This window comes from Roseobacter sp. EG26 (assembly GCF_049830555.1).
Classification (GTDB): domain Bacteria; phylum Pseudomonadota; class Alphaproteobacteria; order Rhodobacterales; family Rhodobacteraceae; genus Roseobacter.
This window is the reverse complement of sequence record NZ_JBNBLH010000015.1, coordinates 26,039-48,916: the sequence shown is the minus strand read 5'-3', so window position 1 is coordinate 48,916 and position 22,878 is coordinate 26,039. Positions and strand designations below refer to the sequence as shown.

Here is a 22,878-nt window from a genome sequence, read left to right as displayed (position 1 = left end):
ACGTGTATTGTACTAAGTGGTTCCAAATCCTAACTTGCCGCTATCACAAACCGCAACAGCCTGAAAATAGAAAGACTGGTTCCATGAAAATCATCCTCAACGCGTTCCTTGCTCTCGGCCTTACTGTCCTTGCAACCTTTGGTGCCGCTGCTGAAACTTCCGGCAGTTTCATCGGTAAAAGCGACCACATTACAACCGGCGGTGTAACGGTCGTGAAAAACGCCGATGGTACCGCAACGGTGATTCTGGACGAAAAATTCTCGCTGGATGGCGCGCCTGACCCCCGCGTGGCCTTCGGTAAGGATGGCAGCTATGCACCAGAAGCAGATCTGGGCGTGCTGCAAAATCTGAACGGCAAACAGGTCTACACCGTGCCTGCTTCCGTAAATGTAGATGACTACAATGAAATCTACATCTGGTGCCTGAAATTCTCGGTTCCGCTTGGCGTCGCAGCCCTGAACTGAGAATAAAGGAGGATCAAGCGTGGCATCCCTTGCGCGCTTGATCTTTCACCACCACGGGCGCAAGAGAGGCCCATGGCCCAAGACCTCACTCAAAATCGCCCCGGCCGCGCTATTGCTTTAAAGCTCTGCGCGGTTTTTCTGTTCATGGTGATGGCGGCCATCATCAAAAGTGTTTCAGGCGAAGTACCGCCCGGTGAGGCGGTGTTTTTCCGGTCCTTGTGCGCCATGCCCATTATTGCCTTATGGCTCTGGCAGCGCGGTCAGCTCCGCGAAGGATTGATCCCTTCCAACCTCATGGGCCACGTCTGGCGCGGGGTTTTCGGGACCACCGCCATGGGCCTGACCTTCGCCGGGCTTGGTCTTCTGCCGTTACCTGAAGTCACCGCAATCGGATATGCATCGCCCATGTTCACGGTGCTTTTCGCGGCGGTACTGCTGGGCGAGAAGGTCCGGATATTTCGCCTCTCTGCGGTTGCGCTTGGTCTTGTGGGCGTCATGATCGTCATGGCACCGCGCCTGAGTGTCGGATCCGATGATCTGTCACAAGCCGCGACGCTAGGGGCCATCATGGTTCTGGTGGCCTCGATCTTGCGGGCCCTCGTGCAAATCCACGTCAGACGGCTGGTCAAGACCGACCACACGGCAGCGATTGTCTTTTACTTCTCTGCCACGGCAACTTGCCTTGCCTTGCTCTCCGCGCCCATCGGGTGGGTTGTCGATCACCCGTCCTTTGTCTGGGTCTGGCCCGACAGATCGGTATTTATTTGGCTGGTGACCGCAGGGCTCGTGGGCGGGGTTGCGCAAATCATGGTCACGTCGTCCTATCGTTTTGGCGGCGCTTCCATGCTGGCACCTTTTGACTATGCCTCGATGATCTTTGCCAGCATCATAGGCTATGTGGCGTTTAGCGAAGTCCCCACCGGCCCGATCATCCTCGGTGCCACCCTTGTCATCGCAGGCGGCGTGCTGATCATTTGGCGAGAACGTCAATTGGGGCTGGACCGCAGCAAATCCAAGCCCAATATGCCACCTTCAGGTGCCCCCTAACCAGAGGATCAGGAAATGAGCGACCCAGAGACCCACAAGGAAAAGATGAAAGAAGTGCAGGCCAAGCACCGCGCAAAGGTTGCCGAGTTACAGGACCCGGAAAAGGGGCTGGTGCTGGTACATACTGGCAACGGCAAGGGAAAGTCTTCCAGCGCTTTTGGTGTGGTCATCCGCGCGCTTGGATGGAAGCAGAAAGTGGGCGTTGTCCAGTTTATCAAAGGCAAGTGGATTACCGGAGAACGGCGGTTTTTCGACCAGTTGGGCGATGTGACCTGGCATACGATGGGCGAAGGGTTCACCTGGGATACGCAAGACAGGGAGCGCGATATTGCCGCGGCCCAGGCCGCATTTGGCAAGGCTGTCCAGATGATGGAGAGCGGGGATTATGACCTGATCGTGCTGGACGAGATCAACATCGCGCTGCGCTACGACTATCTCGACGTGGCACAGGTCATCGAGAGCCTGAAAGGCCGTGACAAGCGCACCGGCGTCATCCTGACTGGTCGCAATGCAAAACCTGAACTGATGGAATTTGCCGATCTGGTCACCGAAATGACCGAGGTGAAGCACCCTTACAAAGCAGGCATCAAAGCGCAACGCGGCGTCGATTTCTGACCCCGATCAAGGACTTCGGCGGGCGGCATTGCCACCCGCCAATGAACTTTCAGGCGCGTACAAGCTTTTCGTAGCTTTGGGCGATTTCGCGGGTGATGCTGCCCACCTCGAAGTTATAATCGCCGATTTGCCCGACAGGGGTGACTTCTGCAGCAGTACCCGTCAGCCAGCATTGCTCGAACCCTTCCAATTCTTCGGGCATGATGTGCCGCTCGTGCACCTTGATCTGACGATCCTTTAGCATGCCCACAACGGTCTGGCGGGTGATCCCATTGAGGAAACAGTCGGGGTCCGGCGTGTGAACCTCACCGTCCTTGACGAAGAAAATATTCGCCCCCGTGGCTTCGGCAACATAACCGCGATAGTCGAACATCATCGCATCAGAGCACCCTTTCGCCTCCGCCGCGTGTTTTGACATGGTGCAGATCATGTAAAGACCGGCGGCCTTGGCGTGGCTGGGGATCGTCTCGGGGCTGGGGCGCTTCCATTTGGAGATGTCGAGCTTGGCGCCCTTCATCTTGGCATCCCCGTAATATGCACCCCATTCCCAGGCAGCGATCGCCAGTTGCACAGGGTTACGCGCAGAGGCTACCCCCATGTCTTCACCAGCTCCGCGCCATGCGATGGCGCGGACATAGGCGTCCTGCAGCCCACTTGCGGCCAGAACTTCGACCTTTGCGGCTTCGATCTCGTCCACCGTGTAGGGGATTTCGAAATCTATCATCTGTGCTGATCGGATCAGGCGTTCGGAATGTTCCCGACTCTTGAAAATCTTGCCGTTGTAGGCGCGCTCACCCTCAAAGACGGACGAAGCATAGTGCATTGCATGCGTCAGAATATGGACATTGGCCTCGCGCCATTCGATCATTTGGCCATTCATCCAGATCTTGCCGTCGCGGTCATTGTAAGCGCCTGCCATCGTCTTTCCTTCCCTAGGTTCGCCGCCAGATTTGCATTTATTGCGCCAGATACGTCCGATACGGACATAATATTGCGCAAAAGATGCGATTCGATAGCCGTTCACTCTTGGAATGTCAACAACACTGACATATACTGGCTCAAGTTGATTATTGTATTTTGAGGCAAACCGATGGCAGACGGGCGATCAACAACAGCCCAAAGCGGTGAAAACCTTCTGTTTTTGACCGACGAGCAGCTACGGCAGGGTATTGAGGCAATGTTTTTTGCCTACCGCGGATTTACGGCTGATCCAGACCGTATCCTCAGCGATCTGGCCTATGGTCGTGCGCATCATCGCGCCGTGCACTTCATCAACCGTGCGCCGGGCACGACGGTCAATAACTTGCTCAATATACTCGGCGTGACCAAACAGTCGCTCAACCGCGTCCTTCGTACGCTCATCGAAGATGGACTGGTTGAAAGCAAGGTCGGTAAAGTGGATAAACGCGAAAGGCATCTGTTTCTGACCGAGGATGGTCAGGCGTTGGAGCAGAAGCTGTCAGACGCCCAACGCGCGCGGATGCGGATGGCATTCAGAGATGCCGGACCCGAAGCCGTCGCAGGGTTTCGAACGGTGTTGGAGGCGATGATGGACCGGGAAATGCGTTTTGCGTACACGCGGCTGAGGGACAGCGGCACATGAGTGATATGGACGCCCATCTGCTGATTGTAGATGATGATGAGCGCATTCGGACATTGCTGCAAAAGTTTCTGATGCGGAACGGGTTTCTGGTCACGGCAGCACGCGACGCGGAACACGCGCGGCGCATTCTGTCCGGTCTGGATTTTGATCTGATCGTTCTGGATGTGATGATGCCGGGCGAAGACGGGCTGACCCTGACGAAGTCTCTGCGAGAATCCCGCGCCGTGCCGATCCTGTTGCTGACGGCAAAAGGTGAAACCGGCAATCGGATCGAAGGATTGGAAGCGGGTGCGGACGATTACCTCGCCAAGCCCTTCGAGCCAAAGGAGCTGTTGTTGCGCATCAATGCAATCCTGCGCCGGATGCCCGAAGCGCCCGCCGATCAGATTGCGCCCAAGGTGCTGTCGCTTGGGGCCATTCGCTACGATATGGAGCGTGGCGAGATGTGGCAGGGCGAAGACCTTGTGCGGCTGACCGCCACAGAGATGCAGTTGATGAAAATCTTCTCTGCCAGTTGCAACGAACCGATCAGCCGCGCCAAACTGGTCGAGGAACTGGGGCGCGATCGCGGACAAGCGCAGGAACGCGCCGTAGATGTTCAGATTACCCGGCTGCGGCGCAAGATCGAGGAAGACCCCAAGCAACCGCGCTATCTGCAAACCGTGCGGGGTGCCGGATACATGCTGGCACCCGAATAACCCGACATTGTTGACCGGACGGACTGGCAACGCCCGCACTTGGGCGCTATGGTCTGCAACGACTTTGGAACAGGAAAGCGGCAATGACGGACACGCCCGTAGGTGAAATGAGTTTCGAACAAGCGATGGCCGAGCTGGAAAAGGTTCTGGGCCAGCTCGAACGTGGCGATGTGGCCCTGGATGAGAGCATCGCCCTTTACGAACGCGGCGCTGCGTTGAAAGCCCGCTGTGAAACCAAGCTCAAGGAAGCTGAGGAAAAGGTTGCCGCCATCACACTGGATGGTGACGGAAACGCGGCAGGCACGACACCGGTCGAAGGGCTCTGAGCATGTTTGCCGACCGTCTGAGCGCGTCTGCTCAGGCCATCCAAAAGCATTTCGACCTTGTTCTGGCAGCCCTGGACGATGTGCCTGTGGTGGACGCCATGGCCCATGCGACCCATGGCGGTAAGCGGTTGCGTGGTTTTCTGGTACTGGAAAGCGCCCGCCTGCATGGCATTGACGCGACCCATGCCATTTGGCCTGCCACCGCCATTGAAGCGTTGCACGCCTATTCGCTGGTGCATGATGATCTGCCGTGCATGGACGATGATGACATGCGACGGGGGCGTCCGACTGTGCATAAGAAATGGGATGAAGCCACGGCCGTTCTGGCAGGGGATGCACTTCAAACCCTCGCCTTTGAACTGGTGAGCCGCGCCGAGACCAGCGCCAAACCGTCGGTGCGCGCAGATCTGGTGTTGCGTCTGGCGCGCGCCAGCGGTGTGCAGGGTATGGTCTTGGGCCAGGCATTGGACATTGCGGCGGAAACAGCGGCAGAGCCTCTGACACTGGCCGAGATCACGACACTCCAGCAGGGCAAGACCGGTGCCTTGATCGAATGGTCAGCGACGGCTGGTGCCGCAATGGCTGAGGCCGATACAACCCCTCTGCAATCCTATGCACGCGCGCTGGGGTTGGCGTTTCAGATCGCAGATGACGTGCTGGATGTCACCGGAGACAGTGCAACCGTGGGCAAGGCGGTGGGCAAAGACGCCAGCGCCGGCAAAGCCACCTTTGTTTCGCTCCTGGGGCTGGATACCGCACGTCAAAGGGCCGCTGACCTGATTGACCAAGCCTGCGACAGCCTGGCGGGTTACGGAAATGATGCCAACACACTAAAAGAGGCTGCGCGTTTCGTTGTTACGCGCGCGCATTGAGAGCTTTGCTATGACGTCAGACAGACCGGACACACCCTTGCTGGACACGATCAATCGACCGGCTGACATGAAACAACTGTCGGATCGGCAGTTGACACAACTGGCCCGTGAATTGCGGTCGGAAACTGTCTCGGCGGTATCCGTCACCGGCGGGCATCTGGGAGCAGGCCTGGGTGTGGTGGAACTGACCGTTGCGCTGCATGCTGTCTTTGACACGCCACGCGACAAGATCATCTGGGATGTCGGCCACCAATGTTATCCGCACAAAATCCTGACCGAGCGGCGCGACCGCATCCGTACGCTGCGCATGAAGGATGGGCTCAGCGGTTTTACCAAGCGCAAGGAATCTCCCTACGATCCTTTTGGGGCGGCACATAGCTCCACCTCGATTTCTGCCGCTCTGGGCTTTGCTGTTGCCCGCGACTTGGGAGGCGTTGTGCCCGAAGGTCTGGGTGATGCGATCGCCGTGATCGGTGATGGGTCGATGAGCGCTGGCATGGCCTATGAAGCAATGAACAACGCGGGCCATCTGAAAAAACGGCTGATTGTCATTCTGAACGATAATGAAATGTCCATCGCGCCGCCGGTGGGGGCGATGTCCACCTACCTCAGCCGACTTTATGCCGAAGAACCCTTTCAGGACTTTAAGGCTGCCGCCAAGGGGGCGGTGAGCCTGTTGCCCGAACCCTTCAGAGAAGGGGCCAAACGTGCCAAGGATATCCTCAAAGGCATGGCCGTTGGGGGCACGCTCTTTGAACAACTGGGGTTTTCCTACCTAGGCCCCATTGATGGGCACGATATGGATCAGCTGCTGCCGGTGTTGCGCACTGTGAAGGCGCGGGCGACCGGCCCCATCCTGATCCATGTATTGACTAAGAAAGGCAAAGGCTACGAGCCTGCCGAAACCGCGCGTGACAAGGGGCATGCGACCGCCAAATTCGACGTGATTACAGGCGAGCAGAAAAAAGCTCCCTCCAACGCGCCAAGCTACACGCGCGTTTTTGCCGACAGCCTGCTACAGGAAGCCGCCGAGGATGACAGGATTTGTGCCATCACGGCTGCCATGCCCGATGGCACCGGCCTGAACCTTTTTGCCGAAAGATATCCCAGCCGATGCTTTGATGTGGGTATCGCGGAGCAGCACGGCGTGACTTTTTCTGCCGGGCTGGCGGCGGGCGGCATGAAGCCCTTCTGCGCGCTTTATTCGACCTTCTTGCAGCGCGGGTACGATCAGGTGGTGCATGACGTGGCCATTCAACGCCTGCCTGTGCGCTTTGCCATTGACCGTGCCGGATTGGTCGGGGCGGACGGGGCCACCCATGCCGGTGCCTTTGACGTCGCCTACCTCGCCAATCTGCCGGGTTTTGTGGTGATGGCCGCCGCCGATGAGGCGGAGTTGAAACATATGGTGGCGACCGCCGCCGCCTATGATGACGGACCCATCGCCTTCCGCTTTCCCCGCGGTGAAGGTCAGGGCGTGGAGATGCCAGAGCGCGGCACACCACTTGAGATTGGCAAGGGGCGGATCATCGCTGCGGGCGCACGCGTTGCACTCTTGTCTTTTGGCACCCGTCTGGCGGAAGTCGAGAAGGCAGCAGAAACCCTGAGGACGCGAGGGATCACACCGACCGTCGCAGACGCCCGTTTTGCCAAACCGCTCGACCGGGAGTTGATCCTGAATCTGGCCGCAGAACATGAAGCGCTGATCACCATCGAAGAAGGCGCGGTGGGCGGTTTCGGCAGCCATGTGGCGCAGTTGCTTGCCGAAGAAGGTGTCTTTGACACCGGTCTGAAGTATCGCTCCATGGTGCTGCCGGACATCTTCATTGATCAGGCCAGCCCGGCGGATATGTACGCCGTCGCCAAACTGAACGCTTCGGATATTGAGAGCAAGGTCCTCGACGTTCTGGGAGTGGCTCAGATCGGTGAAGCGCGGGCCTGAGCTTCACCCCATCGCTGCACTCACCAGCAATACCGCCCCCATTGGCACGGCAACCATGCCGATATAGCCAGCAATGACGAAGTATCCATCACGGGCAAAAAGGCCAAATGCGAAGAGCCCGATTGTCGCAGCCGCCAGCGATGTGACCCCGGGCACCAGTTCCAACGCGGGCCAGCCCAGCGGAATGACCGCGCATTGCACAAGGATCAGCATACGCATGGGGCCGCGGGTCAGGTACTGGAGCCTGGGGTGGGAGTTTCGGTCAATCCAGCTGGCAGGCCCGCGCAACCATTGCACGGCGCGTTCTAATGCAGATCTTGATATCTGCATCGCCATGACCTTCTCGGGCAACCAAAGCTGGTACCCCATCAGCGCCTGAAGCGCGAGCATGACGATGATCGCGGCACAGATTGTCGGAATACCGGGCACACCGGAAAGAGGTGAGACAAGAAAAAGTGCGACCACCAGAATGACTGGCGTAGTGGTGCGGTCCCCGATCTCAGACACGATTTCCTGCACCGCCACCTTCTCATCCGTCGCGGCGTTATCCACCGCATCCAGCAAATGGGTCAGCGGCCAGTCATCATATGTCCGAAACGTCCCGATCTTGCAGTTCCTCTTGCAGCAAAGCGTTCAGCCCAACCCGGTAGGTCGGATAAAGCAGTTGAACACCCAACGCCTGTTTGATCCGATCGTTCCGCACTTTTTTGCTCTCCGCGTAGAAGCTGCGCGCCATCGGGGTCATCTCCGCCGTCTCGAAGTCCACTGCGGGCGGCAGCGGCAGGCCAAGCAATTCGGCAGCATAGGCAATCACGTCTTCCGGCGGGGCCGGGTCATCGTCGCAAAGGTTGTAGATCGCGCCGGGATCGGGTTTCGCCAACGAGGCCTCCAGCACCTGCGCGATGTCCTCAACATGGATGCGCGAAAACACCTGGCCTTTCTTGATGATGCGCCGCGCCGTGCCTTTACGGACCTTCGCAAAGGGGCCACGTCCGGGGCCGTAAATCCCCGCAAGCCGGAAAATATGCAGCTTGAGATCGGGGATTGCCTGCCATGCAGCTTCAGCCTCGACACGGGCCTGACCGCGCTTGGTCGATGGTGTCAGGGCCGAGGTTTCATCGACCCATCCCCCCTGATGGTCGCCGTAAACACCGGTGGTCGAAAGATACCCGACCCAATCCAGATGTGCGGCGGCGGTCGCAATGTCGGATCGCATTCCTGCAAGTGTCGGATCACCCTGTGGCCCCGGTCCGGCAGAAACCAGCAGCGCATCCGCCTGCGCAAGTATCGGGCCAATATCAGTGCCGGGCCAGATCACCGGGTCAACACCTGTGGCGGCGATCTCAGACGCTTTGGCATCGCTGCGCGTGGTGCCGATGATACGCCAGCCCTGCGGGATCAGACGCGCCGCCAAGGCGCGGGCGCTGAAGCCGTGACCGATTGAAAGAAGTGTCTTTGTCATATGCCCAAGGTGGATGTCCCGGCCACAAGGTTCAAGCACTCAGCGCGTTAACGGCCTTTCCAAACGGGATCACGCTTTTCGGCAAAGGCGCGCGCACCTTCCATCTGATCCTCAGAGGCATATAGCCGATCCACCGTTGGCAACTGGCGTTTGGTAATGCGATTCATGCTGTCCTGAAACTTGGCGTCCTCAGCGTCGCGCACGATCTCCTTGATGGCCGCGTAGACCAGCGGTGGGCCCGAGGCGAGAAGTTCCGCCAGCGCCCAGGCGCGCGCCATCAGGTCGACCGCAGGTACGATTTCGTTGATCAGGCCCCAGCCCTTGGCCTCTTCGGCATCAAACCAGCGCCCTGTGAGCAACAGTTCCATCGCAATGTGATAGGGGATGCGTTTGGGCAGCTTGACCGAAGCCGCATCGGCCACCGTACCGGAGCGGATTTCGGGCAGCGCGAAAGTGGCATGATCCGCCGCCAGGATCATATCCGCGCTCAGCGCCAGTTCCAGCCCACCGCCGCAGGCGATCCCGTTCACCGCTGCAATGACGGGTTTGTTCATGTCGCGCAATTCTTGCAACCCGCCGAAGCCGCCCACGCCGTAATCCCCGTCAACAGCGTCCCCTTCTGCCGCCGCTTTCAGATCCCATCCGGGGCAAAAGAACTTTTCGCCGCCACCAGTCAGAATGCACACGCGCAGCTCTGCATCATCGCGAAAATCGGCGAAAACCTCGCCCATGATGCGGGAGGTTTTCAGATCAATCGCATTCGCCTTTGGCCGGTCGAGCGTCACCTGCAAAATTGCCCCTTTTCGGGTTGTCTTAATCGGCTCCATCAGGCTCTCCTTGCGCATTTGTGTCAGGGGTCATGGTGATCAGCGCATCCGCAACCACCGCCCGGTCGGCTGTGCAGATGAGCGGGTTGATCTCAGCCTCACCGATCCGGTCGGCATGTGCAATGACGAAGCTTTGCAGGGCCATCACGGCCCGCGTGATCGCGGTCAGATCGGCACCGGGCCTGCCACGGAAACCGGTCAGCAACGGGTAGGTTTTCAAGCGGGTCAGGGCCGCCGTCACATCGTCTTCGGTCACGGGCAGCAGCAGGGAGGTCGTGTCCTGCCAAAGCTCGGTCATCACTCCGCCCGCGCCAAGGGTCAGCACAAACCCGTGTGCTGCATCGCGTGTCACCCCGATCAGCAATTCGGCAACGCCGCCTTGCACCATTTCTTCGATCAGGAAACTTTGGGCCTTCATGCGCTGCGCCGTGACGGCAAGCGCATCATGAGTGAGGTTCAACATCACGGCACCGGCTTCTGATTTATGGGCGATGCCTTGCCCTTTCAGCACCAAAGGTGCCGCCAGATCAGAGGCTACCGCCACGTCCCCGGCGCCATGCACAGCGACCGCGCGCGGCGTGTCGGCCCCGAACCCGCGCAACAGCTCTTTTGCATCGGCGTCACTTAAAGGGGCTACGGTCCGATCATGCCCTGGCACAAGCGGCGGCATCCGGTGCGGCGCGCGCATCTGGGCCGCAGCTTCAGCAGCATTCATCGCCTCGCGCAGTCCACATAAGGGCGTAACGCCCGCCGCCATCAAGTCGCGGGCAACCTCGCGCGGCATCAGTTCCGGCAGCGTTGCGACCACGGCGACCGGCTGGCCACTGCGCTTTCGGACGGCGATTGCGGCTTGGGTGGCGCTTTGCCAATCGCTGGCGTCCGTATGGGGATAGTCGATGACGATCAGGGTCAATCCAATGTGCCTTGCCGCCATCGGCAACCAGGCGGCGGTCATTTTCTCAGCATCGCCCCAGACATATGTGTGATAATCCAAGGGGTTGGACAGGGCAACCATCGGCCCCAACGCATCTGCGAGGGCAGATTCCTGATCATTGGTCAGGGCCGGGAATGTCAGCGCGGAATGCGCGGCGGTATCGGCGGCCAGACTGGCTTCACCCCCGGAACAACTGATGCAGGAGAGCGCATTGGATGTCAGCGGCCCGTTGCAGTGCAAGAGCTTCAGCGTCTCCAGAAAGCTGGGCAGATCATGCAGGCGCGCGATCCCCAACCGGTCCAACAAGGCCTGCGCGCCTGCGTCACTCCCCGCAAGAGAGGCCGTATGCGAAATCGTGGCGTTGCGTGCCTGATCGGACGCGCCGACCTTCAGCGCGATGAGTGGTACGGATTTTTCCTGCGCCTTCACCGCCAGATCATGCCACTGCCCGGTATCGCCGAAGCCTTCGATGTGCAGCCCGATGGCGGTGATGCGTGGATCGTCCAGCAGGGCCATGGCAATTTCCGCCTGACGGGTTTGCGCCATGTTCCCGCAGGTCACCATGCAGGCAATGGGCAGAGCCCGGCGCTGCATGGTCAGGTTGATCGCAATGTTGGAACTTTGGGTCAGTATGGCGACACCGCGCGGGACAGGGTCGCAGCCATGCTGATCCGGCCAGAGCAGTGCGCCGTCCAGCGCATTGATGAACCCATAACAATTGGGCCCGAGGATCGGCATATCCCCGGCGGCATCAACCAGTTGCCGTTGCAGCGTGGTGGCGTTTCCGTCTTCTGCGGCGGCTTCGGAAAAGCCCGAGGCAAAGCACACCGCCCCGCCCGCGCCCATGGCCGAAAGGGCCGTCACTGCCTCAACGGTTGCCTGCCTATTGACGCCGATAAACACCGCATCGGGGACCTGCTCAAGATCGCTGATATCTGCGACCGCGCGCAGGCCTTCGATATCGATCCCGCGCGGATGCACCAGATGCATCGCGCCATCGAAGCCCATTTTTTGAGCCTGCAAAATGACCTGCCGACACCACGCGCCCCCGCCAATCACGGCGATGCTGCGCGGGCGCAACAGGCGCGTCAAATCCTTCGCCATTGTGCTCTCAGGCCCCAAGCGCGCGCAGCAGATCGCGACTGATGATATGGCGCTGGATCTCTGACGTGCCGTCCCAGATCCGCTCCACCCGCGCGTCACGCCAGAACCGTTCCAGCGGGTAGTCGTCCATCAACCCCATGCCACCGTGAATCTGGATGGCCGCATCGGTCACCCGCGCCAGCATTTCGGAGGCATAAAGCTTCGCACTCGCAATCTCGCGGTTCGCGGGCAAGCCTTTGTCCAGCCGATCCGCCGCAGCGAGTGTCAGCAAATCCGCCGCATCGATCTCGGTAATCATATCGGCAAGCTGAAAGCTGACGCCCTGAAACTTGCCGATCTTCTGGCCGAATTGTTCGCGCTCCGCAGCATAGGTCAGCGCATAGTCAAAGACCCGCCGCGCACGCCCCACCGACATGGTCGCCACGGTGATCCGGGTCGCATAAAGCCAGGTGTTCATCACCTCGAACCCGCCATCGACCGCGCCCAGTACCTGAGCGTCCGGCAGGCGGCAATCGTCGAAATCGAGGATCATGTTCTTGTACCCCCGATGACTGACAGATTTATACCCGTCGCGAATGGTGAACCCGGGCGTGTCGCGGTCCACCAGAAAGGCGGTGATGCGTTTTTTGGGGCCCTTGGGGGTCTGATCCTCACCGGTGGCGATGAAAACGATGATGAAATCGGCGTGATCCGCACCGGAAATGAAATGCTTGGTGCCGTTCACAAGCCAATCGCCACCGTCCCGCACGGCGGCACATTTCATGCCGCGCACATCCGATCCGGCACCGGGTTCGGTCATGGCCAGCGCGTCCATCCGCTCGCCGCGCACAGCGGGCATGAGGTAGCGCTCGACCTGTTCGCCCTCACAGGCCATCAGGATGTTCTGGGGACGCCCAAAGAAGTGATTGAGCGCCATGGACCCGCGCCCCAACTCCCGCTCCACCAGCGCAAATTCCAAATGGTTGAGCCCTGCGCAGCCCACCGTTTCAGGGAAATTGCAGGCGTAAAACCCAAGCTCGATGGTCTTGCGCTTGATCTCCTGTGCAATCTCCTGCGGCACCTCGCCGGTGCGCTCGACCAGCGCTTCATGGGGGTAAATTTCGTTTTCCACAAATGACCGGACCGTATCCGCAATCATCTGGTGTTCATCGGTCAGACCGTAGTTTGTCATGGTAGTTCTCGTGTGGTGTCAGGGAAAGGCGGCGATCTGCCCGCCTATCTTCCCAACCGGCGCGTGCTTGTCCAGCGCGTCAGATCATCCACAAAACGGCAGAGCATCACGTGTACATCTGCTTTTTGCGCGCGCGGGTTTCATCGGTGGCCTGCGCTGATCCATCGTGATAGCTGCCGAACCAGCGGTCCCACGGCATCTCTACAGTGCCATAATTGCATTCGAAATAACGGTGATGCAGCTGGTGGAAAAACACGCCTGCCTTGGCCTGTCGTTTGTCACCAACGATGATCTCCTCGAAGCCGGAATGGGAAAAGACAGGATGCGTGGATTGCACATAGCCATGAAACAGCACATGCAGCGGATGGCTGGGCACCACGAAATGGATCGCGAAATTCGTATAGAACAACAGATGTTCGATGGGATGCATCGAAATGCCGGACCAGGGGCCCACGTTGACGTTGCGGTGGTGCAGCGCATGGGCCGCCTTGTAAAGCGGTGGCCAGTGCAACAACCGGTGCACCCAGTAGAAATGAAAGCTCGACCAGATCGGCAGCAGCACGAAAAACGCCACAAACCAGACCGGATTGCCGGGAAAGAGCATCACCGGCGCATAGCCATTGGCCATCGCCCAGAACACCAGCACCTGCGCCGCTGTCCAGAGCGTGATGCCGCTGGCGATGTGCCAGAACATATTGTCATGAACCTGATTGCCGAAGGTGAAGGTGCCGTTGTTGCGCGCCTGATCGCGCGGGTCGTATTTGGTCTTTTCCCCCTGACCTTTGCGCATGATCAGCCAATAATGCAGGGTGCCTGCGCAAATCACCTGCGGGACCAGATTGGCCAGCCAGACCTTGATCACCCACCCCCAAGCCAGCACCTGCATCTCGGCCAGTTCGGGTAGAATCACGAAATATGCGGCGAGCGCCAACACGAAACACAGCGTGGTGGTGGAAATCTCCAGCCAGAAAGCCGCGTACCAACGGAAAATCGCCGCCGGTCTGGGGGGCCATTGAAACAGCGGGTTTTGCGCTAGCGGTACCTGCGGGCGGAAGTTCCAGCGACCTGCCTCCCGTGTTTCGGCGCTGTCGGGAAGGCCCGCGGTTCCGGCATCATTGGGCATAGCTTGACCCTTCTTCGTCCAGGATGGCTTTGAGTTCGGCCAGATGGCGCGCGTCCTGTTCGGGATAGTCCTCCAGTTCCCGCGCGGTCTTTTCGGCCACGTCATCCGGCAGCACCCGCAGGGGCTGGCCGGTTTGCAGCGCCATGATGTAGGTCATGCAGGCCCGTTCGAAATAGTAGAGCCGGTTGAAGGTGTCGGCCACCGTATCACCTATGATCATGATCCCGTGGTTGCCCATGATCATGACTTTTTTCTTCGGGTCATCAAAGAGTTGCGCGCAGCGCTCGCCTTCTTCTTCAAAGGCCAAGCCACCATAGTTTTCATCAATCACGTAGCGGTTGAAGAAGGTGCAGGCGTTTTGGTCGACGGGCGGCAGGCGGCTTTCGGCCAGTGCGGCCAGCGCCGTGGCATAGGGCGAATGCACATGCATGGCGCAACGCGCATGGGCGCAGTGCCGGTGCAACCCGCCATGTAACCCCCAGGCCGTTGGGTCCGGAGCATCCGGCCCTTCCATGCTTGCCGGGTCATTGGCATCCACCACGATCAGATCAGAGGCCTTGATCCGCGAAAAATGCATCTGATTGGGGTTCATCAAAAACCGGGTGCCGTCTTCGTTGATCGCAAGGCTGAAATGATTGGCCACGGCTTCATGCATGTTCAGCCGCACCGTCCAGCGAAAGGCGGCGGCGAGATCCACGCGTTCCTGCCAATGATCCATATTGGCGCGCAATTCGGTGACAGACATAAGGGTCCTCCGGGGTCGTTCGATGGTATCACAACACCCAACCGGCTTGCTTGACCAACGAAAAAATCGTAGCTCACGCATAAGTAAAACTACTGAATGGGTTATGATGGCCGATTTACCGCCTCTGAACTGGCTTCGTGCCTTCGAAGCCTCTGCTCGGAACCTCAGCTTTACCGGGGCCGCGCGCGATCTCAACATGACGCAAAGCGCTGTGAGCCAGCAGATCAAATCGCTCGAAGGCTTTCTGGGTCGACCGCTCTTTCACCGCCGGGCGCGGGCCTTGGAACTCACGCAAACGGGGGTCAGCTATCTGCCGGTGGTCCGGGACGCTTTTCGCACGCTGGCGCATGGCACCCGCGCGCTGACCCGCAGCGAAGGTGATGTGTTGCAAATCCAGTGCAACCTCACCTTTGCCATTCAATGGCTGGCCCCGCGGCTGGCACGGTTTCGGCAGGCACATCCGGAGGTGCAGATCAACATCTCCACCGAGCTTTGGGAAGCACGGGACATGGCCGAAGGGGCGGATGTCGAAATCCGCTACTCGCTGCGCCCGTCGGATCAAGTGCATGCGGAACTTCTTGCGACCGACCACTATTATCCCGTTTGTGCACCGGGCTATCCCGTCACGTTGGTAACGCTGGCGGACCAGCCGCTTTACGATTGTTCCAACATGATGGGCACATGGGCTGTCTGGGCTGAAGAGCAATCGATCGATTGGCCGGACCCGTCGGTCACCTATGCAACCACCTATTCCGTCCCACTTTCAGTGGCCATAACGGGGGGCGGCATGGCGCTTGGTCACGACGCCATTGTCGCGGGATTGATCGATGCGGGACATCTGATCGCGCCTTTTGCGCACCGCGCCGAAATGCAGGAAGCCTACTATCTGATCCGTGCCCCGCGCGCTCAGGCGATGCCTGCAGCCGAAGCCTTCACAAGCTGGCTGAAGGCAGAACTGGCCACGTTCTACAGCGGGCGGCTCGGCACCCAGGCGTAGCCATCGTCACACAGGATATAGGCTTCGCGCAGCCCGTGCGGTTTGTCCGTTGCCTCCTGAAGGATCATCGCGCCCAGCGCCTGCGCCCGGGCGACGGCCTCATCCGGGTCGGTGTCGTAGAATCGGATTTCAACGCCGGCACCACGCGGCGGGTTCTCCGGCAGGATGTTCAGCAGAGGATTGGCGCTGTAGGTGCCGTCACTGTGCAGCTGAAAAACCTCGTCACCATAGGTGATGATGGCGAAATCATTGCTCAGACGGTGCACCCCGACGTCGAATATCGTTTGCAGAAAGGCAGAGGTGGCGCGGACATCGCGCACCAGCAGGTTCAGACCGATCCCGCGCAGGCTTTTGCCGAAATCCTCGGCGGATACGGTTTCATAGTCCATCAATGCAGCTCCCCGCTTGAACATCCCCAAATCCCGTGGCACCTAGGGACATGACGCATGCTCCTTTTCCTTCATGGCCCGATACCGCCGCACAGCTCATTGAGGTAGCAACCGGGCGTACCCCTGCTGACACCGTGATCAAAGGCGGTGTGTGGGTCAATGTCCATACGCGCGAAATTCTGCCCGGTTACGACATTGCCGTGGCGTCAGGGCGTATTGCCTGTGTTGTGCCGGATGCCGCGCATTGCATGGGCCCCAAGACGCAGATCATCGAGGCACAGGGCCGCTACATGATCCCCGGTCTATGCGACGGGCATATGCATATCGAAAGCGGCATGTTGACTCCGGCGGAATTTGCGCGCGCCGTGATCCCGCATGGGACCACGTCGATGTTCACCGATCCGCACGAGATCGCCAATGTGCTAGGCCTTGAAGGCGTGCGTATGATGCACGACGAGGCGCTGATGCAGCCGGTGAATATCTTCACCCAGATGCCCTCCTGCGCACCGTCCGCGCCGGGGATGGAGACCACAGGGTTCGAGATTACGGCAGAGGACGTGGCGGAAGCCATGCAATGGCCCGGCATCATCGGATTGGGCGAGATGATGAATTTCCCCGGCGTGTCGAACGCGGATCCGAAGATGCTGGCGGAAATCGCCGCCACCCAGAACGCCGGCAAAACCGTGGGCGGGCACTATGCCTCGCCTGATCTGGGGCCAGCCTTTGCGGGCTATGTCGCAGGCGGCCCGGCGGATGATCACGAAGGCACCTGCGAGGCTGACGCGATCGCGCGCATGCGGCAGGGGATGCGGTCGATGATCCGACTGGGGTCGGCCTGGTATGACGTCGAAACCCAGATCACCGCGATCACCGAAAAGGGCCTTGATCCGCGCAACATGATCCTGTGCACCGATGACAGTCATTCCGGCACTTTGGTGAATGATGGCCATATGAACCGCGTCGTGCGCCATGCAATCGACTGCGGCTGCGACCCGATCGTCGCGTTGCAGATGGCCACGATAAATACCGCCGCGCATTTTGGTCTGGAACGTGAGATCGGCTCGTTGACGCCCGGCAGGCGCGCGGATGTGATCCTGACGTCCGACCTGAAGACCCTGCCCATTGAAACCGTGATGGCGCGCGGCCAGATCGTGGCCGAAAACGGCACCTGTCTTGTGGATTGCCCGCATTACGATTGGCCGGACACCGCGCGGCAGACCGTGCGCATGGGCAAGACGCTTGCGGCGGATGATTTCGCCATTCCCGCGCCAACTGGGTCGAATGCCGTGCGGGCCAACGTCATCGGTGTGGTCGAAAATCAGGCCCCCACGCGGGCGTTGCAGTTCGAATTGCCGGTGACTGAAGGCCGCGTGCAAGCCACTGGCGAGGTCTGCCAGATCGCCCTGGTCGAGCGCCACCGCGCCACCGGTTCCGTGACCAACGCCTTTGTCTCGGGTTTCGGCTATGACGGCCCCATGGCGATGGCCTCGACTGTGGCCCACGACAGCCATCATATGATCGTCGTCGGCACAGATGCTGAACAGATGGCCATGGCGGCCAACCGGCTGGGCGAGGTTGGCGGCGGCATCGTGATTTTCAAAGACGGCGTGGAACGCGCGCTGGTCGAACTGCCCATCGCGGGCCTGATGTCCGACAGCCCCGCCACGGAGGTGGCCGCCAAAGCCGACCAGATGATGCAGGCCATGCGCGACTGTGGTTGCACCCTGAACAACGCCTACATGCAGCACTCGCTGCTCGCCCTTGTGGTGATCCCCGAGCTGCGCATCTCCGATCTTGGATTGGTCGATGTGCGCCGCTTTGAATTCATTCCAGTAATTGAGCCCCTTTCATGACAGATATCCTGACGCCAGACGTCCCCGAAACAGAAGAATTCCGCGATGCAAAAGCCGCCGTTGCAAGGCTCGAAGAGCTTTACAATCAGGCCACCGAATTCCTGTGCAAACACTTCATCAAAGCTATGGCCGAAGGCGCGCCCGCGTCTCGTGTTCGCGCCTTTTATCCCGAGGTGCTGTTCAAAACATCAAGCTACGCGCAAGTCGATACGCGCCTCAGTTACGGGCATGTCTCCGCGCCCGGCAGCTTCCGCGCCACCATCACCCGGCCTGATCTCTTTCGGCACTATCTGGTGCAGCAGATTGGCCTTTTGATCGAAAACCATGACCAGCCCGTCAGCATCGGGGCCTCGACCACACCGATCCCCGTGCATTTCGCCGTTGCCAATGACAGCAGCATCACCGTGCCACAGGAAGGTGCCGCGGAATTTACCCTGCGCGATATCTTTGACGTACCGGATCTGAGCACCACCAATGATGACATCGTGAACGGCACCTATGTCTCACCCGATGGCATCGGGCCACTGGCACCCTTTACTGCTCAGCGGGTCGATTATTCGCTGGCCCGTCTGGCGCATTACACCGCAACCGATCCGGTGCATTTCCAGAACCATGTGCTCTTCACCAACTACCAGTTCTATGTCTCCGAATTCGAGGCCTATGCGCGCGAACAACTGGATGATCCATCCTCCGGCTATACCGCATTTGTCTCCACAGACAATGCCACCATCACGGGTGGCGATCAGCCCCTTGCAGCCGCCATCAAGACACCGCAGATGCCCACCTATCACCTCAAGCGCGCCGATGGGTCGGGCATCACACTGGTCAACATCGGTGTAGGACCGTCGAATGCCAAAACTGCCACGGATCACATCGCGGTGCTGCGACCCCATGCCTGGTTGATGGTCGGACATTGCGCCGGGCTGCGAAATTCGCAGGCACTGGGTGATTTCGTGCTGGCCCATGCCTATCTGCGCGAAGATCACGTGCTGGACGACGATCTGCCCGTCTGGGTCCCGATCCCAGCGCTGGCCGAAATCCAGATCGCTCTGGAACAGGCCGTGGCGCAGGTGACAGCGCTGGAAGGCTATGAGCTCAAGCGCATCATGCGCACGGGCACGGTTGCCACCATCGACAACCGCAACTGGGAGTTGCGCGACCAGTCCGGCCCGGTGCAACGCCTCAGCCAGTCGCGGGCTGTCGCTCTGGACATGGAAAGTGCGACGATCGCCGCCAATGGCTACCGGTTCCGGGTGCCCTATGGCACGCTGTTATGCGTCTCCGACAAACCGTTGCACGGTGAGTTGAAGCTGCCGGGCATGGCCTCGGATTTCTATAAGACACAGGTGGCACGCCATTTGATGATCGGGATTCACGCAATGGAACGGTTGCGCACAATGCCGCTGGAACGTATCCATAGCCGGAAATTGCGCTCCTTTGAGGAGACTGCCTTCCTCTGACGCCCGAAAACCCCACAAAATAGGTTAATTTTGCATGTTTTTCCTTGCATTGCTCTACTAATCGTTGTGTTCATACACAACATCCGGGTAGATTTCGGAAATGAGGCCCAACTGTTCGGGCAGCGAAGGAGAATAAGAACATGGCAAAACCAATGACAAAGACGCAACTCGTCGCGGCACTGGCCGAAGAGATGGGCGCGGACAAGAAATCTGCAGGTGCGGCCCTTGAAGCCGTATGCAACCTGATCACACGTGAAGTTTCGGGCGGCGGTGCCGTTACCCTGCCTGGCGTCGGCAAAATCTACTGCCGCGAACGCCCTGAGCGCATGGTGCGTAACCCTGCCACCGGCGAGCAATTCAAAAAAGACGCGGACAAGGTGGTCAAGATGACCATCGCCAAAGCGCTTAAAGACAGCGTGAACGGCTAATCGCCAATCACGCCTGACTACAGGGGGTCGCGCGAGTCGCGGCCCTTTTTTATGCGGGGTGTCCAAGCGAGGGACATCGCAGCCCCGCGCCTGGTACCACCGTTATCTCAGTTCGTTGATCGACGAGATCACCTTGCCCACCAGCCCGTAGTCCAGGGCTTCCTGCGTGGTCAGCCAGAAATCGCGGCGGATGTCCTCTGCGATCTTTTCCGGCGTCTGACCCGTGGCTGCGGCGAAGAGCGCATAAAACCGTTCCGTCATGATCCGGATCTGCTCGGCCTGGATCATCATGTCGGTGGCCTGCCCGCCAATCCCGCCGCGTGGTTGATGCAGCAGGAACCGCGTATTGGGCAGGCAGTACCGGTTTTCCGGGGCCGCACCGATAAAGATCAGCGCCCCCGCGCTGGCCACCCAGCCGGACCCGATGGTGCGAACGGTCGGGCGGATGAACTTGATCACGTCATGCACCATGTCGCCGCTCTCCACATGGCCACCGGGCGAAGAGATATAGACGTTGATCGGATCGTCGCTTTCCTCCGCCAGCGCCAGCAGGTGGGTCACGGTGCGCTGCGCGAGCTTGTCATCGATCTCACCGGTGATGATCACATTCCGGCTTTTGAAAAACAGCGCCTCGATCCGGCCATCACCGGATTTGTCGGGCTGCTTGCTGGTATCATCGAGCATCTTTTCGGACATGGGGTCTCTCCGCAAATTAAACCTATGCGGGAAGTTTAGCGGGGCAGGCCGGATTGTCCATCGCGCTCGGACCCTTGATAAAAACGCCCCGCCACCACCTTGCCCTCGTTGGAGAATTGCGAAATGTTCGCCCCGGCAGGCAAAGGCGTCGGAAAGGCCCCCATGGATATTCGCGCGATTCTGGCTGGGCTTGCCTTTGCCCTGATGTGGTCTTCGGCCTTCACCTCCGCGCGGATCATCGTCGCCGACGCCTCGCCGCTGGCGGCACTGACCCTGCGCTACCTTGTGTCGGGGCTGCTGGGTGTCGCCATTGCCCGCGCTTTGGGTCAGTCGTGGCATCTGACACCTGCGCAATGGCGCGCCACGATCATCTTTGGCATCTTGCAGAACGCCGTCTATCTGGGTCTGAATTTCGTGGCGATGCAGACCATTCAGGCCTCCGTCGCGGCCATTATCGCCTCGACCATGCCGCTTCTCGTGGCGCTGGCGGGCTGGGCCTTTCTGGGCGAACGTCTCAAACCCCTGGCGGCTGCCGGGCTGGTGGCGGGGACCCTCGGCGTCGGATTGATCATGGGGTCGCGCATCACCGGAGGTGTCGATCTGATGGGCCTGCTGCTCTGCGGGATCGGTGTGATCGCCCTGACCATCGCAACGCTCGCGGTACGAGGGGCGACATCGGGGGGTAATTTTCTGATGATCGTGGGTCTGCAGATGCTCGTGGGCTGCGCGGCACTTGCCCTTGCGACCGCAGTTTTCGAAACACCACAGGTGACCCCCAGCTGGCCCCTTGCCGCCGCCTTCCTTTATACCACGCTCGTACCGGGGCTGGCCGCCACCTTCGTGTGGTTCTGGCTGGTCAATCGCATCGGAGCCACACGCGCAGCGACCTTCCATTTCCTCAACCCCTTCTTTGGCGTGGCCATTGCGGCCCTTCTGCTGGGCGAGGCATTGGGCGCGCAGGACGTATTGGGCGTGGCCATCATCACTCTGGGGATTCTGGCTGTTCAGCTATCACGGCAGAGCAAAGGGTGATTTTCGGCTATCCAGCGCCGGATTTTTGTGGCTAGCCTGTTTATCAGACCCAGCATGGCCGGAAATGCAAAGCCCAGATGACCTCGCCAGACACACCTCAATCCTATGCTTTCGTTCTGGTTCCCGGCTATTCGCAACTGGGGTTTGCCTGCGCCCTCGAAGCCCTCAGCCTTGCCAACCGTCATCCCGACGGGCGGACCTATTACACATGGCGTCTGCTCAGCGAGACCGGCGACGCGGTGCGCGCCTATAACGGGGTCACAACGGCGGTGGACGGCCCGCTGACCGAATTGGCGCGTGATGAAACCATTGTCATTTGCGCTGGCGAAGACGTCGGCAACAGCGCCAGCAAAAAACTGATCAACTGGCTGCGCCGCGAGGTACGTCGCGGTATGGATTTCGGCGCTTTGTCCTCCGGCACCTATGTGCTGGCACTGGCCGGTCTGGTGGCGGGCAAACGGGTGACAACCCATTGGGAATATCGCGCGGCTCTGACGGAAATCCTGCCGGATGTCATCATGGAAGACGCGATATTTTCCATCGACGGCCGGGTTTTTACCACGGCGGGTGGGGCCGCGTCGATGGACATGATGCTGGAGCGGATCAAGGCCGATTACGGGACCGAGCTTGCGACATGGGTGGCCGACCAGATGGTCTATACCGATCCGCGCCTGCCAGATCATGCCCAGCGCATGGCCTTGCAACCGCGCGCTCGGGTACGCAATGCCAAGCTCGCCATGGCCATGCAGATCATGGACAACAACATTGAGGACCCGCTCAGCCCGGATGAGATTTCGCAGATCGTCGGCGTATCAACCCGGCAGCTCGAACGGCTCTTTGCGAAATACGCAGGCACGTCACCCAAGCGCCATTACCTGCGCCTGCGGCTCGAAAAAGCCCGCGATCTGTTGCGCCAGACGGATTTCTCGGTAACGGATGTGTGTGTTGCCTGCGGGTTCAAATCGCTCTCACATTTCTCCAAAAGCTATCGGGCGGCCTATGGCATCAGCCCGGGCCTTGACGGCGGCACCGCCAAGCTTGTCTGGAAGGGCGGGGTTTAGGGTCAGAATCCTATGCCAACCAAACACTA

Annotated in this window: 24 protein-coding genes; 14 read left to right on the top strand and 10 right to left on the bottom strand. The window is 59.7% G+C overall.

What is annotated here, in order from left to right:
- The first annotated feature begins 83 nt into the window (after positions 1 to 83).
- The 3 genes from ACOTTU_RS22260 to cobO all read left to right on the top strand — a co-directional run bounded on the left by ACOTTU_RS22260 (position 84) and on the right by cobO (position 2,126).
- Positions 84 to 464, top strand: a complete 381-nt coding sequence (locus ACOTTU_RS22260) for a DM13 domain-containing protein (RefSeq protein WP_425661306.1) — start codon at positions 84 to 86, stop codon at positions 462 to 464.
- A gap of 72 nt (positions 465 to 536) precedes the next feature.
- Positions 537 to 1,511 (top strand): DMT family transporter, encoded by a 975-nt coding sequence (locus tag ACOTTU_RS22255; protein ID WP_425661304.1) that lies wholly within the window; start codon positions 537 to 539, stop codon positions 1,509 to 1,511.
- Positions 1,512 to 1,526: 15 nt separating this feature from the next.
- Positions 1,527 to 2,126, top strand: coding sequence for a cob(I)yrinic acid a,c-diamide adenosyltransferase (cobO, locus tag ACOTTU_RS22250; protein WP_298916639.1), 600 nt, complete (start codon positions 1,527 to 1,529; stop codon positions 2,124 to 2,126).
- 49 nt (positions 2,127 to 2,175) lie between these two features.
- Here the strand turns inward: cobO and ACOTTU_RS22245 are convergent, their stop codons facing one another.
- Positions 2,176 to 3,045 (bottom strand): branched-chain amino acid aminotransferase, encoded by an 870-nt coding sequence (locus tag ACOTTU_RS22245; protein WP_298916636.1) that lies wholly within the window; start codon positions 3,043 to 3,045, stop codon positions 2,176 to 2,178.
- A gap of 171 nt (positions 3,046 to 3,216) precedes the next feature.
- Here ACOTTU_RS22245 and ACOTTU_RS22240 point away from each other — a divergent pair, with 171 nt between their 5' ends.
- From ACOTTU_RS22240 to dxs, 5 genes are all read left to right on the top strand, one after another.
- Positions 3,217 to 3,729, top strand: coding sequence for a MarR family winged helix-turn-helix transcriptional regulator (locus ACOTTU_RS22240; RefSeq protein WP_298916633.1), 513 nt, complete (start codon positions 3,217 to 3,219; stop codon positions 3,727 to 3,729).
- Positions 3,726 to 4,427, top strand: a complete 702-nt coding sequence (locus ACOTTU_RS22235; RefSeq protein ID WP_425661301.1) for a response regulator — start codon at positions 3,726 to 3,728, stop codon at positions 4,425 to 4,427. Before ACOTTU_RS22240 ends, ACOTTU_RS22235 begins: the two co-directional genes overlap by 4 nt.
- Positions 4,428 to 4,510: 83 nt before the next feature.
- Complete coding sequence (locus ACOTTU_RS22230) at positions 4,511 to 4,753, top strand: exodeoxyribonuclease VII small subunit (protein WP_298916627.1); 243 nt, start codon at positions 4,511 to 4,513, stop codon at positions 4,751 to 4,753.
- A 2-nt stretch (positions 4,754 to 4,755) separates the two neighbouring features.
- Positions 4,756 to 5,625, top strand: coding sequence for a polyprenyl synthetase family protein (locus ACOTTU_RS22225; protein WP_425661299.1), 870 nt, complete (start codon positions 4,756 to 4,758; stop codon positions 5,623 to 5,625).
- 10 nt (positions 5,626 to 5,635) lie between these two features.
- Complete coding sequence (dxs, locus tag ACOTTU_RS22220; protein ID WP_425661297.1) at positions 5,636 to 7,567, top strand: 1-deoxy-D-xylulose-5-phosphate synthase; 1,932 nt, start codon at positions 5,636 to 5,638, stop codon at positions 7,565 to 7,567.
- 3 nt (positions 7,568 to 7,570) lie between these two features.
- Here dxs and ACOTTU_RS22215 read toward each other — a convergent pair whose 3' ends face one another.
- The 7 genes from ACOTTU_RS22215 to ACOTTU_RS22185 all read right to left on the bottom strand — a co-directional run bounded on the left by ACOTTU_RS22215 (position 7,571) and on the right by ACOTTU_RS22185 (position 14,933).
- On the bottom strand, positions 7,571 to 8,131 hold the full coding sequence (locus ACOTTU_RS22215) for an exopolysaccharide biosynthesis protein (RefSeq protein WP_425661295.1): 561 nt from the start codon (positions 8,129 to 8,131) through the stop codon (positions 7,571 to 7,573).
- A 19-nt stretch (positions 8,132 to 8,150) separates the two neighbouring features.
- Positions 8,151 to 9,029: an SDR family oxidoreductase gene (locus ACOTTU_RS22210; protein WP_425661293.1), complete on the bottom strand. Its 879-nt coding sequence runs from the start codon at positions 9,027 to 9,029 to the stop codon at positions 8,151 to 8,153.
- Between the two features lie 47 nt (positions 9,030 to 9,076).
- Positions 9,077 to 9,856: a carnitinyl-CoA dehydratase gene (locus ACOTTU_RS22205; RefSeq protein ID WP_425661291.1), complete on the bottom strand. Its 780-nt coding sequence runs from the start codon at positions 9,854 to 9,856 to the stop codon at positions 9,077 to 9,079.
- On the bottom strand, positions 9,843 to 11,894 hold the full coding sequence (locus ACOTTU_RS22200) for an acetate--CoA ligase family protein (RefSeq protein ID WP_425661289.1): 2,052 nt from the start codon (positions 11,892 to 11,894) through the stop codon (positions 9,843 to 9,845). The genes ACOTTU_RS22205 and ACOTTU_RS22200 overlap by 14 nt, the downstream gene beginning before the upstream one ends.
- A 7-nt stretch (positions 11,895 to 11,901) precedes the next feature.
- On the bottom strand, positions 11,902 to 13,065 hold the full coding sequence (locus ACOTTU_RS22195) for an acyl-CoA dehydrogenase family protein (RefSeq protein ID WP_425661287.1): 1,164 nt from the start codon (positions 13,063 to 13,065) through the stop codon (positions 11,902 to 11,904).
- 106 nt (positions 13,066 to 13,171) lie between these two features.
- Entirely contained in the window at positions 13,172 to 14,188 is a 1,017-nt protein-coding gene (locus ACOTTU_RS22190; RefSeq protein ID WP_425661285.1) for a sterol desaturase family protein, read from the bottom strand.
- A complete protein-coding gene (locus ACOTTU_RS22185) occupies positions 14,178 to 14,933 on the bottom strand; it encodes a class II aldolase and adducin N-terminal domain-containing protein (RefSeq protein ID WP_425661283.1) in 756 nt (251 codons plus the stop codon). The genes ACOTTU_RS22190 and ACOTTU_RS22185 overlap by 11 nt, the downstream gene beginning before the upstream one ends.
- Before the next feature lie 106 nt (positions 14,934 to 15,039).
- On the opposite strand from ACOTTU_RS22185, the gene ACOTTU_RS22180 reads away from it, so the two are divergent.
- Entirely contained in the window at positions 15,040 to 15,930 is an 891-nt protein-coding gene (locus tag ACOTTU_RS22180) for a LysR substrate-binding domain-containing protein (protein ID WP_425661281.1), read from the top strand.
- On the opposite strand, the gene ACOTTU_RS22175 is transcribed toward ACOTTU_RS22180, so the two are convergent.
- A complete protein-coding gene (locus ACOTTU_RS22175) occupies positions 15,900 to 16,319 on the bottom strand; it encodes a VOC family protein (protein ID WP_425661279.1) in 420 nt (139 codons plus the stop codon). The genes ACOTTU_RS22180 and ACOTTU_RS22175 overlap by 31 nt on opposite strands.
- A 50-nt stretch (positions 16,320 to 16,369) precedes the next feature.
- Between ACOTTU_RS22175 and ade the strand changes: the two genes are divergently transcribed.
- From ade to ACOTTU_RS22160, 3 genes are all read left to right on the top strand, one after another.
- A complete protein-coding gene (ade, locus tag ACOTTU_RS22170) occupies positions 16,370 to 18,172 on the top strand; it encodes an adenine deaminase (RefSeq protein WP_425661277.1) in 1,803 nt (600 codons plus the stop codon).
- Positions 18,169 to 19,632 (top strand): AMP nucleosidase, encoded by a 1,464-nt coding sequence (locus ACOTTU_RS22165; RefSeq protein WP_298916593.1) that lies wholly within the window; start codon positions 18,169 to 18,171, stop codon positions 19,630 to 19,632. The genes ade and ACOTTU_RS22165 overlap by 4 nt, the downstream gene beginning before the upstream one ends.
- Before the next feature lie 140 nt (positions 19,633 to 19,772).
- Entirely contained in the window at positions 19,773 to 20,060 is a 288-nt protein-coding gene (locus ACOTTU_RS22160; protein WP_298916590.1) for an HU family DNA-binding protein, read from the top strand.
- Between the two features lie 102 nt (positions 20,061 to 20,162).
- Here the strand turns inward: ACOTTU_RS22160 and ACOTTU_RS22155 are convergent, their stop codons facing one another.
- Positions 20,163 to 20,756, bottom strand: a complete 594-nt coding sequence (locus tag ACOTTU_RS22155; RefSeq protein WP_298916587.1) for an ATP-dependent Clp protease proteolytic subunit — start codon at positions 20,754 to 20,756, stop codon at positions 20,163 to 20,165.
- Positions 20,757 to 20,918: 162 nt separating this feature from the next.
- On the opposite strand from ACOTTU_RS22155, the gene ACOTTU_RS22150 reads away from it, so the two are divergent.
- Together ACOTTU_RS22150 and ACOTTU_RS22145 are read left to right on the top strand one after the other, a co-directional pair.
- On the top strand, positions 20,919 to 21,788 hold the full coding sequence (locus ACOTTU_RS22150) for a DMT family transporter (protein WP_425661330.1): 870 nt from the start codon (positions 20,919 to 20,921) through the stop codon (positions 21,786 to 21,788).
- A gap of 77 nt (positions 21,789 to 21,865) precedes the next feature.
- Positions 21,866 to 22,849, top strand: coding sequence for a GlxA family transcriptional regulator (locus ACOTTU_RS22145; protein WP_425661274.1), 984 nt, complete (start codon positions 21,866 to 21,868; stop codon positions 22,847 to 22,849).
- The last annotated feature ends 29 nt before the right edge of the window (positions 22,850 to 22,878 follow it).

Coding starts and splice junctions, on each gene's coding strand:
- ACOTTU_RS22260 (WP_425661306.1), top strand. CDS start 84: ATGAAAATCATCCTCAACGCGTTCCTTGCTCTCGGCCTTACTGTCCTT.
- ACOTTU_RS22255 (WP_425661304.1), top strand. CDS start 537: ATGGCCCAAGACCTCACTCAAAATCGCCCCGGCCGCGCTATTGCTTTA.
- cobO (WP_298916639.1), top strand. CDS start 1,527: ATGAGCGACCCAGAGACCCACAAGGAAAAGATGAAAGAAGTGCAGGCC.
- ACOTTU_RS22245 (WP_298916636.1), bottom strand. CDS start 3,045: ATGGCAGGCGCTTACAATGACCGCGACGGCAAGATCTGGATGAATGGC.
- ACOTTU_RS22240 (WP_298916633.1), top strand. CDS start 3,217: ATGGCAGACGGGCGATCAACAACAGCCCAAAGCGGTGAAAACCTTCTG.
- ACOTTU_RS22235 (WP_425661301.1), top strand. CDS start 3,726: ATGAGTGATATGGACGCCCATCTGCTGATTGTAGATGATGATGAGCGC.
- ACOTTU_RS22230 (WP_298916627.1), top strand. CDS start 4,511: ATGACGGACACGCCCGTAGGTGAAATGAGTTTCGAACAAGCGATGGCC.
- ACOTTU_RS22225 (WP_425661299.1), top strand. CDS start 4,756: ATGTTTGCCGACCGTCTGAGCGCGTCTGCTCAGGCCATCCAAAAGCAT.
- dxs (WP_425661297.1), top strand. CDS start 5,636: ATGACGTCAGACAGACCGGACACACCCTTGCTGGACACGATCAATCGA.
- ACOTTU_RS22210 (WP_425661293.1), bottom strand. CDS start 9,029: ATGACAAAGACACTTCTTTCAATCGGTCACGGCTTCAGCGCCCGCGCC.
- ACOTTU_RS22205 (WP_425661291.1), bottom strand. CDS start 9,856: ATGGAGCCGATTAAGACAACCCGAAAAGGGGCAATTTTGCAGGTGACG.
- ACOTTU_RS22200 (WP_425661289.1), bottom strand. CDS start 11,894: ATGGCGAAGGATTTGACGCGCCTGTTGCGCCCGCGCAGCATCGCCGTG.
- ACOTTU_RS22195 (WP_425661287.1), bottom strand. CDS start 13,065: ATGACAAACTACGGTCTGACCGATGAACACCAGATGATTGCGGATACG.
- ACOTTU_RS22190 (WP_425661285.1), bottom strand. CDS start 14,188: ATGCCCAATGATGCCGGAACCGCGGGCCTTCCCGACAGCGCCGAAACA.
- ACOTTU_RS22185 (WP_425661283.1), bottom strand. CDS start 14,933: ATGTCTGTCACCGAATTGCGCGCCAATATGGATCATTGGCAGGAACGC.
- ACOTTU_RS22180 (WP_425661281.1), top strand. CDS start 15,040: ATGGCCGATTTACCGCCTCTGAACTGGCTTCGTGCCTTCGAAGCCTCT.
- ACOTTU_RS22175 (WP_425661279.1), bottom strand. CDS start 16,319: ATGGACTATGAAACCGTATCCGCCGAGGATTTCGGCAAAAGCCTGCGC.
- ade (WP_425661277.1), top strand. CDS start 16,370: ATGACGCATGCTCCTTTTCCTTCATGGCCCGATACCGCCGCACAGCTC.
- ACOTTU_RS22165 (WP_298916593.1), top strand. CDS start 18,169: ATGACAGATATCCTGACGCCAGACGTCCCCGAAACAGAAGAATTCCGC.
- ACOTTU_RS22160 (WP_298916590.1), top strand. CDS start 19,773: ATGGCAAAACCAATGACAAAGACGCAACTCGTCGCGGCACTGGCCGAA.
- ACOTTU_RS22155 (WP_298916587.1), bottom strand. CDS start 20,756: ATGTCCGAAAAGATGCTCGATGATACCAGCAAGCAGCCCGACAAATCC.
- ACOTTU_RS22150 (WP_425661330.1), top strand. CDS start 20,919: ATGGATATTCGCGCGATTCTGGCTGGGCTTGCCTTTGCCCTGATGTGG.
- ACOTTU_RS22145 (WP_425661274.1), top strand. CDS start 21,866: ATGACCTCGCCAGACACACCTCAATCCTATGCTTTCGTTCTGGTTCCC.